This is a genomic window from Kribbella sp. NPDC050470 (assembly GCF_044458365.1).
Lineage (GTDB): Bacteria > Actinomycetota > Actinomycetes > Propionibacteriales > Kribbellaceae > Kribbella.
Window position 1 is genome coordinate 346,115 of sequence record NZ_JBITHV010000002.1, and the last position, 13,858, is coordinate 359,972.

Genomic DNA, 13,858 nt, shown 5'->3' on the forward strand with positions numbered 1-13,858 from the left:
AGGGGATGGGCCGTGCCGGCACCATCCCCTCACTCGGGTTGAGGTGGTACGGCTACTTTTGCGCCGCAGCGTATTGCTCGTCGAGGTACTGCGCGAACTGCTCAGGCGTTTTCTTGCCTGTCAGCAGGTCGACATTCGCCGCAGTCATCAGGTCCGAGAATCCCGGCGGCAGTGCACCATCACCAGTGATGTTGGCCCAGGCGGGAACCGTCGCATCGGCTGCAACAGCCGCGTCGTAGGCCTTCACCGTTTCCTTGTAGACCGCACCGACATTGTCGGGGAACTTATAGTCCTTGATCGTCACGATATCCCCGTCGGTGATGACTCCCAAGTCACGGTTTTGCCTGTCGGTAGCGAATGCCAACGACCACTTCTTGGCGAGCTCCACGTCCTTCGACTTCGCATTCACGTTCATTCCCGCGCCGCTGACGGTCGGGAAGGCCGCCTTGCCGGCATCGCTCGGCCAGCCGAAGACACCAATGTTGGTCAGCTTTGCCTTGTCAGCGGCGGCCGCAAACCACGAACCCATCGGGTACATCGCAGCCTTGCCGGCGAGGAACGCCTGCTCGAGGTCAGCGTAGGAGCGCGTCATCGCGTCTTTGTCGCCATACCCGTTCTGGGCGAGGTTCTGCACCTTCTTGGCCGCGGCGACAAACACAGGGTCAGTGAACTTCACCTCGCCCTTCGTGCGTTTGAGGAACCAGCCCGGGTCAACGGTGAGGACGTCGGCGGCAACCGCAGACACCAGCGCGAAGGTGGTCGCCCAGGTGTCTTTGCCGCCGCCACCGATTTCGAACGGGGCGATGCCGGCCGCCTTCAACTTCGCGCAGTCATCGAGCAGCTCCGAGTAGGTTTTCGGCGCCTCGCTGATGCCGGCCTTCGCGAAAAGGTCCTTGTTGTAGTACACCAGCGGAATCGCCTGCGCGCCGACGGCGATGCCGTAGAACTTGCCGTTGATCGTGCCCGACGTGAAGTCGGTGACTCCGGCCTTTTCCATCTCGTCGCGGGTGTACTCAGCGAGCATGCCCTTCTGCGCAAGGCCGTTCGCGATCCCCGTCGCGAAGATGTCAGGTGCCTGTCCAGACGCGAACAGCTGCTGCGCGTAGGCCGGGGTATTCTCGCCGACGACCTTCTTGATCGTGACGCCCGGCACCTTCTCGGAGGCGCGAGCGATCGCGTCATCCCAGTACTTCGCAGTGAGGTTCGGCGTTTCGGAAACGAGGAAGGTCAGTGTGACCTTGTCGCCGGAACTGGAGGGCTCCGAGCCGCTAGCTGTGCACCCGGTGAGGGCTAGAGCCCACGCGGCAACAGTGGCCATCAACACGGACTGCTTGGTACGCCGTCGTGTACGCATTTTGTCTCTTTCGTGGTGTTTTGGCGCGCGTGTGCCAACTGAGGCGTCAGCGTCGCGCGGTTATCCAGATTCCCTGTAATGCACCGTCTGGGTGCTGCTAATGTCGGTCGCCAAATTCAAGCGGCCCTGTCGAGTTGTTCCTCGATGACGTCCGGCAGTCCGACGCCGGGTTCGGTCGGTGCCGCGACGGTGCCGTCGGGTCCGATGCAGTCCTCGGTCACGATGGGGTTGCTGGTCACCAGCGACTCGTAGTAGCTGGTGTTTGCGATCGCCATGCACAAGTGGCGGCTTTCCGGGCCGCCGCCGTGCACCTCGGCCCTGAGCCTGAAGGCGTCCGCAAGGTGCGCGATCCGCAGCGCACCGGTCAGGCCGCCCTTGTAGCGGGCACTCGTGCGAACGTAGGTCGCGCAGCCACTCGCGACGAAGTCGCCCATGTTGTAGTGGGCGCCGTCCGAGGTTTCCCCGACCAGCAACGGAATGGACACGCGCTCGCTCAGCCACCGGTACGCCGTGATGCTGAACTCACGCATCGGCTCCTCGTACCAGCGGTACCCCGCGTCGCCGAGGGCACGGCCCAGGTAGACGGCGTCCGCGAGATCGAACCCGGCCGAGCCGTCGTACATCAACTCGACCTTGTCGCCGACATGCTCGCGCAGCGCGCAAGCGAGCTCCGCGTCACGCCGCGCGTCGCCCCAAGCGTGCAGCTTGATCGCGGTGAATCCCCGCTCCAGGCACTGGTCGGCCACCTCGAGGAACTCCCCGACCGTCGCAAAGGTGGTCGTCGACGCGTACGCCGGGATGCTGCGCCGGAACGTACCCATCAATTCGTGCACCGGCATGCCCGCCCGCCGGCCGGCCATGTCCCACAGCGCCACGTCGACCAGGCCCAGCGCATAGATCGGAAACTCCTCGATGCGGTCCAGCTCCCAGACTGCATGCCACAACAGCTCACGGTCAGCCGCGTCTCGACCGAGCAGCGCTTCGGCCAGCAATCGGCGAGTGATGTCACCGACGATCGCCCCGTGCGGGTCGAACGCCCGACCCTGCGCACCGTCGTCGGTCGTGATCACCAGCACCGCACCCGTGCTGTCGCCCGCCGGCGAGCCCGGCAGACCCTCCCGCCATCGAAACGCCGGACGCGCGGCCGGGATCACAACCGGACGCACGTCCACGCTCGCTATCCTCACTTGTCTTCCCATAAGACGTCATAACAGCACATGTCTAACGACAGGACAAGATGTGGAGTAGACTTACCTGAGACTTCGACTGGAAGGTGAGCGGGTTGCCAATGAGCACCAATTCCGGACTCCGCAAGGGCGAACGCGTGTCGCGGCGATCGCTGCGTCTGGCCACGACGGTTGTAGAGGACCTCATCGACGCCGTGGTGAGCGGTCGCCTCACGGCGGGCGAGGCGCTGCCCGGCGAGCAGGCGCTCTGCGACGAGTTCGGCGTGAGCAGGATCGTCATCCGGGAGGCGCTTCAGTCCCTGCAGCAGCGAGGCATGGTGACCATCCGGCAGGGCCATGGCACAGTCGTCGCGCCGATGACACAGTGGAACCCGCTGGACGATGACGTCCTCGACGCGCGAATCCGCCACGACAACTCACTCACCGTGCTGGACAACCTGGTACACGTTCGCGTCGCACTGGAGTCTGAGATGGCCGCCGCGGCGGCCAGCCGCCGCTCCGACGCGCAGGCAGCCGAACTGCGACACCTGATCGAGCAACTGAGCAACGCTCTCAACGACCCCGCCCGCTATCTCGACCTCGATCTACAGTTCCACGACGCCGTCATGGCACTGTCCGGCAACGACATCGGGCAGGCCATCGCCGCAAGCTTCCACGGCCACGCCCGAGACAGCAGGCGGTACTCAGGAACCACGCCCACCGACAAACAACTGCGACACGCACAGACCGGCCACACCGCGATCGCAGCAGCGATCGAGGCCGGCGATCCCGAGGCAGCGCGCACCGCAATGCGCACACACATCCTCGAAGCCTGGCGCATCAAGACCAACTCCCCCGATGCCCGGCCGAGCCAGACCTCGTAGCCGTACTGGTCCTCGGAGGAATTGGGCCATGGAAGGACGTCACCGATGAGCAGGTTCCGTCCGGTGGTCCTGGTGAGCGTCTTGCGCGAGGGTCAGGAGGATGCCTACGAGGCCGCTCACCAACGAATCCCAGCGGATCTCCACGCGTCCCTCACCGGAGCCGGCGTAAGGGACTGGGCGATTTGGCGCGACGGACGGACGCTCCTCCATCTTGTCGACGTGGATGACTTCGCCCTTTTGGAGCAGAGGTTGGCCGGTGACCCGGTCAATGATCGCTGGCAGGCGGAGATGGCAGTTTTCGTCGAGCGCTTCGAAGAGGTCGCGGCGATTCCCGTGCTCTCCGCACCGGCCTTGGTCTGGTCGATGCGGCTGCAGGAAGCAAGCGACACCGGGCGAGCTCGGGCAGCTGAACAAGGTGGTGCTGGAGTCGGCGAGGAACGAGGAGATGACCGAGCACCTCGGCCATGAGACATGGCCAGCCGGTCGCGGGCTACGTCCGCAACGGGGCCCGTTCCAAGACCGTGCTGACCGAGAACTCCGGCGCGGTCGAGATCGACGTACCGCGGGACCCGGCGGCGGCGCGGGGATGCTGGGGCTTTCAGGCGAGGGCGGGCGGGAACGTGTCGGCAAGCCCTGGGCCGGATCTCGGTTCAGATTGGCCGAGGACTTATGTGGCGGAGCCGGAAGCTTCTCCGGCAGTCGCTGTCCCACTTCCTGCCGACCGACCTTCGCCAGGTGGAGGAAATCCTCGAGTGCCGTCGCTTCGTCGAGACCACTACGACGCAGCTGGCAGCGCAGCCGGGCCACCCCGCCGCACGTGAAGTCGCTCCGCGAAGCCGCGCAACTGACTGCCGACGCCGCGCAAGCCGGGGACCTCGAGTCCTTCAACTGTGCCGACGAGAAGTTCCAGGGCGCGATCGGCAGGGCGTCGTCCAGCATGTTCCTGTGCACAGCAGCATCTGGATGTCGCGGTGGCGATCGCGGCAGGTGACGAGCTGCGCCGCGGCCCTGATGGCGGAACACATCGACACCACACTCGAGCAGTTCGAGCAGGAGATCAACAGCCGCCTCTTTCCCGCACACAGCACTCCACGACCGGCGCCGCAGCACCGGGCGAAACCTGAGGCCGCGTTGCTCGGTCGGGTCAGCGCCCCGCCAGGCTCTGGCTGGGGCGAGGCGCTGACCGTCGCGGTCGTCACAGTTCCGCGGCCGCCTTACCTCCCGTTGATGGCCACCTCGAGGAGGTCCGCCGTCGAGCCGTTCGATCCGCCGTCGAAGACCAACCTGACGTACTGGCCGTGCGCATTCACCGGGTACTGGTTGTAGTAGCCGAAGTACGCCGTGCCGGTCGGGCCGTTGACGGTACTGACATCGCTCCAGCTCGCTCCGTCGAGGCTGGTCTGAATCTTGAGCGTCTTGGGCGTGTTCAGATACCGCTGGTTCAGCGAGTTGAAGTTCACGTTGATGTTCGCGATATCGGCCGGTGCCGGCAGCTTGTACTGGATCCAGGCCGGTTCACCCCCCGCAACGGACCACTTCGAGCTGTCGAAGTTCCCTGCGTCGATGGCCTTTCCGTCGGTCAGGTTCCTCAGAGCCTCCGGGTCGTGGCTGGCGGAGGCTTCGGCCGTCTTGGCCAGGTTGCGATACGGCTGGAGGTCCAGGAAGACGCGGTTGGTCGTGAACATCTTGCCGTCGAGAGTGATGTCTGCCCAGACGACGCCTCTTGTGAGCTTTTCGACCTGCGGAGTGACGATCTTGTTCTTCTCGAACTTGAAGGTGTCCACTTCCTTGATGGCGACCGGCGTGTAGTTGCTGCCGCCGGCGAGATCGACGATACCGCCGTGCCATCTGATCTGGGCCGCGTCCAATCCGATCGCTCCACCTTTGGCCGACGTGCCTTCGAGCTCATACCGAAGCCCGTCGGTCAGGCCGAACTCGCCATACGTCTCTTTTCCACCGACCAGCAGGGATGCGCCGATCAGGTCCTCGCCGACGTAGACAACCTGACCCTTGACCCTGACCTTCAACGCACCGCGCTTCGTCACGCCCTCATGGGTGCCGGACACCGTGATCGTGGTTGTGCCGTCCGACACCGGAGTCACGATTCCCGAAGGACTGACCTGCGCCACCCCAGGATCGGTGCTGCTGTAGGTGACCGCAGAAAGGTTGGCCTTGAGGGCAGGGAACGTCATGTATCCCTCGGCCTTGACTCGCAGCACTCCGGGTGCCAGCCGCTCGCCGCTCGCGACGACGTTGGTCAGTCGGTAGTTCCGCATCGGGTTGTCGGTCACGATCTTGATGATCGTGTCGATCGGATCTTCCGCGACGTTGGCAAGGTTGACAGTGAGGCTGTCGCCCTGCTGGCTGAACGACGTCACCGGGACGTCGCTGTTCAGCCAACTCACCGAGGTCACCCGATCGTTGACCGGGCGAATCGTCAGAGATCTTCCCTTGATCGCGTCGAACCCCTTCTTGCCGTCGGGGCCTTTGATGATGTGCAGATAGATGTTGTTGTCCCTGGCAGTCGCGTAACCCCACTGCGGTCCGGTCGTGGTGTTCGGGAACGCGAACTTCTCGTAGTTCCCCCGCCCGTCGTCATCGTAGCCGTAGTCTGACAGGAAGTACGGCGTCGTACCGGTGGTGGACTCGTGCCTCTCAGGCCTGCCCGTCGGCGCGAACCAGTCGGCCAGATTCTCTCTGACGTCGATGAATTCCTGGACGCCCTTCGGGTACCTGGTGGCGATTTCGGTGGGTGAGTTCCAGTTGGGTCCGCGGCTGTCGATGACCGACTGGTCGTTGTTGTCGACGTAGCCACGGCCCGCGTTCATGACCATCTCCTGGGTCACCAGCCGGAAGTCGTCGCGCTGACCGTAGTACGGAGATGCCTGGTTCTTCGTATGAATCATCTTCCAGGGTTCCATCGGCGCGCGCTTGACCAGGTGGTTCTTGCCCGCGTTCGCGAAGATGCCGGAGGCTTCGCCGGTCCGCAGGTCTGGGTCGCCGTACTCTGCGCCCCAGGCGTTCGAGTCGATGATGATGTCGGGGCTGTGGTCGCGCACGGCGCTGTACATCACGTCGTAGTTGGCGTTGGGCATCGCCTGTGGACCATCGAAGTAGAGGTACGTCGGGTCGTATCGCCGGATGAGGTCTTCCACGTTCTGCACGAAGACGTCGGTGGAGAAGTGCTGCAGGCCACCGCCCTCGGTGGCGTAGTACAGCCCGAATTTCATCCCGTGGCGCTTGACGGCCTGCTCGTACTGCTTCAGCCCGTCGACTACCTTGCCGCTGCTGTCCTTGGGGAGGTAGAGCTGCCTGATGTGTTGTGGATCGGCGAACTTGGAGGGCCAGAAGTAGTTCTGCTGCAGGGACTCGATCGAGACGAGCGAGTGCCCTTGACGCTTGGCTCGCGCTGCCCATCGGTCGACCGAGTAGTTCGGATCCACGAAGTAGTTGTACGTCGGGGTGGCGTGCGTCAGCGCACCGACCCGGCCTTCCTCGAACCACTTGTTCGGGCGCTCCTTCACCGTGGTGGTGAACGGCTTTGTGGCGGTCTGTCCCGCGCGGTCGGTCACCTGAACGGTGAAGTGGTAGTCACCGGTTGCGGCGGCGCGGCTGATGATGCCCTTGGTGCTGTTCAGGTCGGCGTTCCCGCCGACCAGGCCGTCCGCGATCGTGCCGTCGGCGTTGAGTTCCAGTCCGTCGGGCAGCCGGCCGTCGATGATCTTCCAGGTGTAGCCGGGTTCGCCTCCGGCGGCCATGAACTGGAAGGCGGAAGCCATCACGCCGTGCTTCGCCGTGGTGACCGACTTGTTCCAGACGTACGGCCATTCCTTGTATCCGGTCGGCATGTCGTTCTTTGGCAAGGGCGCTTTGAGCGGGTCGTTCGTCGACAGTCCCTGCGAAACGATCTCCAAGGACGAGGCCGGCCCGGTGACGGAATTCGCGAGGCCGCCGAGCTGGTTGCCGTACTGGTCTGCAACTCGTCCGTAGAACCCGAGGAAGGCGACGTTGTGGTCCTTGCCGATCGGAACGCCGTTCGAGTTGACGTCCTCGGTGAAGGTGTGCTTGATCTGGAGCATCAGCTTGTTCCACCCTTGCTGCAGGTGAATCGCTTGCTTGGTCAGATCCTTCTGCACTTCCACGGGCGTGCTCGGGGGCGTCATACAGCGGTCGTTGACGTAGATTCGGTACGACCCGCTCGCTCCGACATTGAAGTAGGCGTCCTGGGCGACCGGACTGTAGACGTACGTGTTCGCGTAGACGTACTTGTTCCTGGTGTCGACACCCTTCTTGACGGCGTAGTACCCGTACAGGTCCTGGTAGTCGTCGTAATTTCGGTTGTAGATCCGGTCGTCGAAGTACTCCCAGGCACGGCTTTCGGCACCGAAGCCGAGCGACTCGCCGAGCTTCGGCGCGATCTTGACCTTCCCGTCGACCGGTTCCGGCCGGTCGTACACCTCGACCTCGGACAGTCCAGTGATCGAAGGGTACGGCGCTCGTCCCTTGTCGATCTCGATTCTCATCTCGACGACGTTCTTCAGCCCGGGCTGCGCGGAGTACACGGTCGGCGCGGCTGGGCTGGCGGACGTGCTGTCGACCCTGCCCGACTCCACGGAACTCCCGTCGGCGAGGGTGAAGGTGATGTGATACCAGCTGTTCACATGCCGCGAGTCGCCCCACTGCGCGATGCGCACCTCATTCAAGGGGATAGGAGTGCTCCAGGTGAACTTCACCCACGGGCTGGAGTCGTTCTGGGTGACCCACTGCTTGCTGGTGGTCCCGTCGACCAGATAGGACACGGGGTTCACCGCAAGAGTCGACGACGAAGCCGTGATTCCGGACGCCCGCGCGGCGTAGTTCACGGCCTCTCCGGCCTCACACTCGTAGGCCTTGTCGGCCACCGGCGAGTCGAACGGACCCGACACCAGCCACGAGTTGATGAACGGAGCGCTACCCGGCACCTGCTGTGCGTAGGCCTTCGTCCTGGGTGGGCCGAGCAGCAATGACGTTCCGATCATCGCCGCGACAGCTAGTAGACAGGCAATTCTTCTGTGTCTCACGATCAAACTCCTTGGTGGGTGGGCCGCTACTGGATCGTGGGCGCGTAAACCTCGAACTCGTACAGCGAGAAGCCCCATTTCGTCGCCCGCGCTGTGCCCTGCATGCGGACGTAGCGGCCTGAGCCGAACAGGCCTGCCAGGTCGTCAATGCCGCCATCACCCGTGGTCGTGGCGTGGATCGTGGTCCAGGTAGTGGCATCGTTGGAGACCTGGACCTGGTAGCCCGTGCCGTATGCGTTCTCCCAGTGGAGCTTGACCCGGCCGATCCGCTGGGTTGATCCGAGGTCGACAGTGATCCACTCGTTGTTGGTGTAGCCGCTGGACCAGCGGGTCCAGTAGTCGCCGTCCACGGCGTTCACGCCGGGGAAGCTCGCTGTCTCGGTGCTGGAGACGGTCACCGGCTTGTCCGCGGCGAGGTTGCCTGGCTGGACGTTGGACGTCCAGGCCGGGTTGCGGCCGATCGTGTTGATCGCCGAGACGAAATTCGACCAGGGCGTCACCAGCTTCGGCGAGCCCCAGGTCTGCTGGGCCAGCATCCGCAGCCCTTGTTTGATGTCGGAGGCGATCCGCGCCTCGGTGGCCACGTCGGGGTTGTCGCACCACACATGGAGCTTCGAGCCGAGGTTCTTCGATTTCGACGCTTCCGTAATCGCCTGGCCGCCCTGGAACAGGTCGGGGTTCCAGGTGTCGTATCCCCACTGACTGGACGGGCCAGCCGGACCGCCGGCGTGCAGCACGTAGTAGGTCGGCGTCCAGCTTTCGTTGGAGATCAGATGGCCGTTGTCGATGTGCGTCTGCGGCGATTTGCCGTAGTTGTACCAGAACTCCAGGATGACGTTGGTGTCGACCGTGACCGCACTGCCGCCGCCGATGCCGTCGTTCCAGGCCCGGGTGGTCTTACCGGCCGCGCGAATGATGTCGTTGGCCCAGTTGATGAAGCCGAGGTAGGCGTCCTTGCCGATGGCGTTGGCGCCGTACGTCGCCTTGGCGTACTGCTCGAGCTGTGGGTAGGAGTTGTAGGCGACGTGGTACTCGTCGGCGCCGATATGGAAGTACGGGCCGGGGAACAGCGGCAGATACTCGTCGTACAGATCCTTGATCAGCGCGTAGGCCGCGGGCTTGCTGAGGTCGATGTACGAGCCCTGCACCGCGCCGGTGTTGCTGATCAGTTTCAGCTCGGGGTGGGCGGCCAGGATGGGCGTCATGTGGCCCGGCGCGTCGATCTCCGGCACGATCGTGACCTTGTACTTCGCGGCGAGCGCGATGAGGTCCCTGACCTCCTGTTTGGTCAGGTGCTCCGGCGAGACGATCTCCGGGTGCGACGTGCTCTCGATCCGGAAGCCTTTGTTGTCCGACAGATGCAGGTGGAAGTAGTTCATCTTGAGATAGGCCAGTTCCTTCACGTGGTCCCGCAGCCATTGCGGCGTGAAGTACTTGCGGCCGTTGTCCACCATCAGTCCGCGCTCGGGCTTGAGCGGCCAGTCCCGCGCGGCGCCCTGCGGGATCGAGGTGCTCTGCTTGAGCAACTGCAGGACGGTACGGGTGCCGTAGAAGGCGCCGCGCTCGTCGCGGGCGGTGATGGTGATCTTGTCGGTGATCGAGAGTGCGTACCCCTCGGCGCCGAGTCCGCTGTCGGTCGAGCCGAGCGTCAAGAAGATGTCACCGGGCCGCAGGTCGGCCACGGTACCGGCGAACCGCGTGACCGGGCGACCGGTCAGCGCCAGCAAGTCGTCGGCGAAGACCTGGCTCGTCGACGCCAACGTCGGCGCGTACGTCCTGGACCAAACGATCCTGGTGGCGCCAGTGAACGTAAACGAGCCGGTGCCGCCGGACCACTCCTGCAGCGCCGGAATGGTCAGTGGCTTGGGATTCGACATGCTCTGTCCGGCCGCCGGGCTCGACGCCACCATGGTGGCAGCCAGCCCGACAACCACAGCGAGCACGCCGCGGGACAGTGACCGTAGAAGCTTCATCGTGTTTCCTCAACGTGAGCGGGCGAATGAGGCGATTAGTCGGAGCTACATCACTTGTTTGGCGGTCAACTCACGGGAGTTGCCGGACGCCGATCGCGTCGTAGACCGTCCATGAACCGCTGGTGGTGAGGGTGTTCGTGTTGTCGCCTGACTTGAGGGCGGGCACACCGTCGTCGGTCGTGATCACCAGCACCGCCCCGCACCGTCGTGCGCCGGCGAGCCCGGCAGGTGATCCTCACTTGTCTTCCCATAAGACGTCATAACAGCACATGTCTAACGAGAGGACAAGATCGGGAGCAGCCTTACGTGCGACACTGCAGCAGCGAGGCCTGGACAGTGCCGGCCGTCGTCATCGTGCTGGCCTATCTGTTGACCGACGGTCGACGGTATCGGCAGCAGACAGGGCGCGACACTCGGTCCACTCCGACCGGCCACTGGTCGTTCAGGGTTGCGACCAGTGGACTTCTTGCCTACGGCATCGTCGGCCCGGTGGCAGCGGGTTGGATGATGGCGCAGCCGGATTGGTTCTGGGAGGCTCCGGATCAAACCGCCGTCATCGCTGTGAGTATCGCGATCGGTCTCGTACTGCCGGGTCTCTTGATCGTGGCAGTTGTACTGGCCACACCGGACATCCTTCCTCCACCGGAGCCCTGGGGGGCGCGTGTCGAGCCCGTCTCTGTGCCGCTAGGCCGGCCCGCGACGCGTGCTGCGCAGGCGATTGTGATCTTTCTGGTTTCAGTGCGGTTCGCGCCAGGTGGTCCAGGCGCCAGGAGACGCGCACCCCAGAGGGAGGACACCATCGTTGACACAGCATCAGAATTCCAGCGCTGGAGCGACGGTCGCATCGGTGATTTCGCCTGTCTTGTTCCACTCGCTCCGATGAACGCTGCTGTTGCTGTGGTCCAACTGAGCTGTGTCCTTTAGAGGAAAATGGATCTGCGGAGCGCCGCTTCGCAATGCCGAGCCGTGTGATCCGGATGCGGAATGCCTGCGGGTCCCGTGATGAGATCTTGTGCGACGGTTCAGTGCCGCCCGCCGACCTTGGCCGACCGCGTTCGGGTAGATTGCCGCGGGTACCCGCCCGCGGCCGACAGCGGATCCGAGAGCCAGGCATCGAAGGTGACAACGCCTCGGTGGTACGGCCCGATGGGGAGCAGCCCACCGTTACGCATCACTTTCCCCGCACGCCCCGGAACAGTCACCGGGACCGCCGGATGGTGGTCGCCGCGGGCGCGCCGCAGCTTTCTCACCATGGCGTACAGCGTGAGGACCTCCGGTCCGGCCATCTATGCCATCGACGATCCGTCGGACCAATCCGGCCCGGTGTCGGCGATGTCCACCAGCAGGTCCGCGACCTCAGCGGCGGCTACCGGCCGGCACAGCATTGACGGGATGGCGGACACCGGTCCGAACCGCATCCTGTCCAGCATCTGACCGGCGAACTCGTGGAGCTGTGTCGCCCGCAACACGGTGTGAGGTATGGCAGATGAACGGACCAGCTCTTCCTGGACATGCTTGCCCTCGTAGTATCCGTACCGGACTCTGTCGACTCCCACGATGGAAAGCGCCACGTGGTGCCGGACACCTGCAAACTGCTCGGCGGTCAAGATGTTCTGAGTAGCGTGGCTGAAGAACTCGACCGACTCTCCGCGGCGGGCCGTGACCACGCTGCTGACGTCGATCACCGCGTCAGCCCCTTTGAGCGCCTCGGTCAGGCCGCGCACGTTCAGCAGGTCGACACCGTTCGCCCGGGAGATCGGCACGACGCCGAGACCTCGCGTTTCGAGCGCACGTACTACGAACACTCCGACGGCGCCCGTTGCACCGGCCACGGCGATCACGCGTCTGCTGCCGCAGTCGACAGTAGGAGAGGACCGAGAGGATGTCTTGTCCGGCACACCTTGCAGAATGCGCGACGAGCATCGCTGGCCGCATCCGTGAGGTCGCCAGTCCCGAACGCCAAGGTTCTTCTCCTGAGTTGACTCCGGGGACGGGCGATCGGGCCTTGGAGGGTCAGCTGACGTAGATGTCCTTGGAGATCGTCGCGGTGCCGCCGACTCGGACCAGCGGGCCTCGGGGACCGGGTCGGGTGGTGGCGATGATGGTGGAGGGTTCGCCGAGCGAGTGACCCATGTCGACGCTGAGTGCGCGGAAGCCCCGATCGACAAGGTGGGCAGCCAGGCAGGCCGTGCTGTTGGCATTGGCGATGTCCTCGGGAACACCGATCGAGGGAGCGAACATGCGGGCGGTGGCGCGCCCGTGCTCAGACGGCTCGCTGTAGACGTAGCAACCCAGCAATCCCAGCCCGTCGCAGGCGTCCCGAAGCCGGATCATGTCGGGCGAGAGATTCATGAGGGCCACGTGGTCCGAGACCTCCACCAGCATCCGGGGTCGGCCGACCGAGGCGATACGACACCGAGCCAGCCCCGCCTCCGGATCGACCCCCAAGGCGGCGAGGACCGGTCGGCCCCCCGCTGGGGCGCGCAACTCCACGGGTCCGGGATCGAAGACAGCCTCGTACCGGTCACCACCGCCCGTGGCCCAACCGGCGAAGGTCCGGCCCCCGGACCGCAGAACAGCCTCGTACTCCGGCACCCCGGCAAGCTCGGCGAGTACCGCGAGTGCAGCCACCGTGCCGTGTCCGCAGGCGGGCAGTTCTCCCGCGGCGGTGAAGAAGCGCAGTGACACGGCCGGGCTGCCGGGCGCGGATCCGTCGGTCGAGACGAACACGACATGCGATGTGCCTGCTGCGACCGGCACCGCACGGCGCTCGGCATCACTCAGGACCGCCTCGTCGACGACCGCAGTCGGGCTTCCGCCCTGCCCAGCACGCTGGCAGGCGTTGACGATTCGGACTCGGAGGCTCACCCAACCTCCAACGCACGCAACTGGTTCCGTGACGTGATGCCGGCCTTGGTGAAGATCTTGCGCAAGCGGTAGTCGAGCTGCGGGAACAAGGAACAAGTTCGCCGCCAGTCCTTGGATGACGCGCCGGTCGAGACCATTCTGGCGATCTGGAGCTCCCGTGGCGGCAGGTATCGTCCATGAGCCGTGCCGCCGCGACGAACCGTTTCTCCACTCGCCCTCAGCTCCGCCCGCGTCTGGTCGGCCCACGGCCGCGCCTTGAAGCTCTCGAACGTCGCCAACGCCGATCGCAGGTGCGGGCGGGCTTCGGCGCGGCGTCGTTCGCGCCTCATGAACTCCCCGTACAGCAACTCTGTCCGGGCTCGCATGACGGCATCCGCCTCGGCGATCAGCGGCGCGACCATGGGTTCTCCGATGGACAACAGTTCCGGCGCTTGGGTCAAGGGTACCGACGGCGCCAACCTCGCAGGCATGCGCCATCGCCCGCACGCCATAAGATCGCTCGCCGGCGAAGCCTCCGAGCTACGCGCAGGCGGTGCCTGCCCAGACGAGCAGG

The 13,858-nt window shown here is 64.7% G+C and carries 11 protein-coding genes and 1 pseudogene; 3 read left to right on the plus strand and 9 right to left on the minus strand.

The genetic code is table 11. The annotated features are described in order from the left end of the window. Positions 1-52: 52 nt before the first annotated feature. Positions 53-1,318, minus strand: a complete 1,266-nt coding sequence (locus tag ACIBGM_RS06255) for an extracellular solute-binding protein (RefSeq protein WP_360535007.1) — start codon at positions 1,316-1,318, stop codon at positions 53-55. Positions 1,319-1,470: 152 nt separating this feature from the next. Continuing rightward, complete coding sequence (locus tag ACIBGM_RS06260; RefSeq protein ID WP_396384665.1) at positions 1,471-2,520, minus strand: enolase C-terminal domain-like protein; 1,050 nt, start codon at positions 2,518-2,520, stop codon at positions 1,471-1,473. 122 nt (positions 2,521-2,642) lie between these two features. On the opposite strand from ACIBGM_RS06260, the gene ACIBGM_RS06265 reads away from it, so the two are divergent. The 3 genes and pseudogenes from ACIBGM_RS06265 to ACIBGM_RS06275 form a co-directional block, all read left to right on the plus strand. Then, positions 2,643-3,404 (plus strand): FadR/GntR family transcriptional regulator, encoded by a 762-nt coding sequence (locus ACIBGM_RS06265; protein WP_360535011.1) that lies wholly within the window; start codon positions 2,643-2,645, stop codon positions 3,402-3,404. A gap of 45 nt (positions 3,405-3,449) precedes the next feature. Then, on the plus strand, positions 3,450-3,872 hold the full coding sequence (locus ACIBGM_RS06270) for an L-rhamnose mutarotase (RefSeq protein ID WP_360535013.1): 423 nt from the start codon (positions 3,450-3,452) through the stop codon (positions 3,870-3,872). Continuing rightward, positions 3,796-3,979, plus strand: a pseudogene (locus ACIBGM_RS06275) (transposase); the annotation flags it as partial. The gene ACIBGM_RS06270 and the pseudogene ACIBGM_RS06275, both read left to right, overlap by 77 nt. A 639-nt stretch (positions 3,980-4,618) precedes the next feature. Here ACIBGM_RS06275 and ACIBGM_RS06280 read toward each other — a convergent pair. The 7 genes from ACIBGM_RS06280 to ACIBGM_RS06310 all read right to left on the minus strand — a co-directional run bounded on the left by ACIBGM_RS06280 (position 4,619) and on the right by ACIBGM_RS06310 (position 13,706). Next, positions 4,619-8,464 carry a discoidin domain-containing protein gene (locus tag ACIBGM_RS06280; RefSeq protein WP_396384666.1) on the minus strand — a complete coding sequence of 1,282 codons (3,846 nt, stop codon included), beginning with the start codon at positions 8,462-8,464 and terminating at the stop codon, positions 4,619-4,621. A 26-nt stretch (positions 8,465-8,490) separates the two neighbouring features. Beyond that, complete coding sequence (locus ACIBGM_RS06285) at positions 8,491-10,437, minus strand: family 20 glycosylhydrolase (protein WP_396384667.1); 1,947 nt, start codon at positions 10,435-10,437, stop codon at positions 8,491-8,493. Positions 10,438-10,507: 70 nt separating this feature from the next. After that, positions 10,508-10,630 (minus strand): hypothetical protein, encoded by a 123-nt coding sequence (locus tag ACIBGM_RS06290; RefSeq protein WP_360535021.1) that lies wholly within the window; start codon positions 10,628-10,630, stop codon positions 10,508-10,510. 829 nt (positions 10,631-11,459) lie between these two features. Next, entirely contained in the window at positions 11,460-11,690 is a 231-nt protein-coding gene (locus tag ACIBGM_RS06295) for a hypothetical protein (RefSeq protein WP_396384668.1), read from the minus strand. 33 nt (positions 11,691-11,723) lie between these two features. Further along, entirely contained in the window at positions 11,724-12,278 is a 555-nt protein-coding gene (locus tag ACIBGM_RS06300) for an SDR family oxidoreductase (RefSeq protein WP_396384669.1), read from the minus strand. Positions 12,279-12,450: 172 nt separating this feature from the next. After that, positions 12,451-13,305, minus strand: a complete 855-nt coding sequence (locus ACIBGM_RS06305; RefSeq protein ID WP_396384670.1) for a PhzF family phenazine biosynthesis protein — start codon at positions 13,303-13,305, stop codon at positions 12,451-12,453. After that, positions 13,302-13,706 (minus strand): hypothetical protein, encoded by a 405-nt coding sequence (locus tag ACIBGM_RS06310; protein ID WP_360535027.1) that lies wholly within the window; start codon positions 13,704-13,706, stop codon positions 13,302-13,304. The genes ACIBGM_RS06305 and ACIBGM_RS06310 overlap by 4 nt, the downstream gene beginning before the upstream one ends. Positions 13,707-13,858: the final 152 nt, after the last annotated feature.

What these genes read in the sequence shown, in the direction of transcription:
- ACIBGM_RS06255 (WP_360535007.1), bottom strand. Translation starts at nt 1,318, where the DNA reads ATGGCCACTGTTGCCGCGTGGGCTCTAGCCCTCACCGGGTGCACAGCT.
- ACIBGM_RS06265 (WP_360535011.1), top strand. Translation starts at nt 2,643, where the DNA reads ATGAGCACCAATTCCGGACTCCGCAAGGGCGAACGCGTGTCGCGGCGA.
- ACIBGM_RS06270 (WP_360535013.1), top strand. Translation starts at nt 3,450, where the DNA reads ATGAGCAGGTTCCGTCCGGTGGTCCTGGTGAGCGTCTTGCGCGAGGGT.
- ACIBGM_RS06285 (WP_396384667.1), bottom strand. Translation starts at nt 10,437, where the DNA reads ATGAAGCTTCTACGGTCACTGTCCCGCGGCGTGCTCGCTGTGGTTGTC.
- ACIBGM_RS06295 (WP_396384668.1), bottom strand. Translation starts at nt 11,690, where the DNA reads ATGGTGAGAAAGCTGCGGCGCGCCCGCGGCGACCACCATCCGGCGGTC.
- ACIBGM_RS06310 (WP_360535027.1), bottom strand. Translation starts at nt 13,706, where the DNA reads ATGGTCGCGCCGCTGATCGCCGAGGCGGATGCCGTCATGCGAGCCCGG.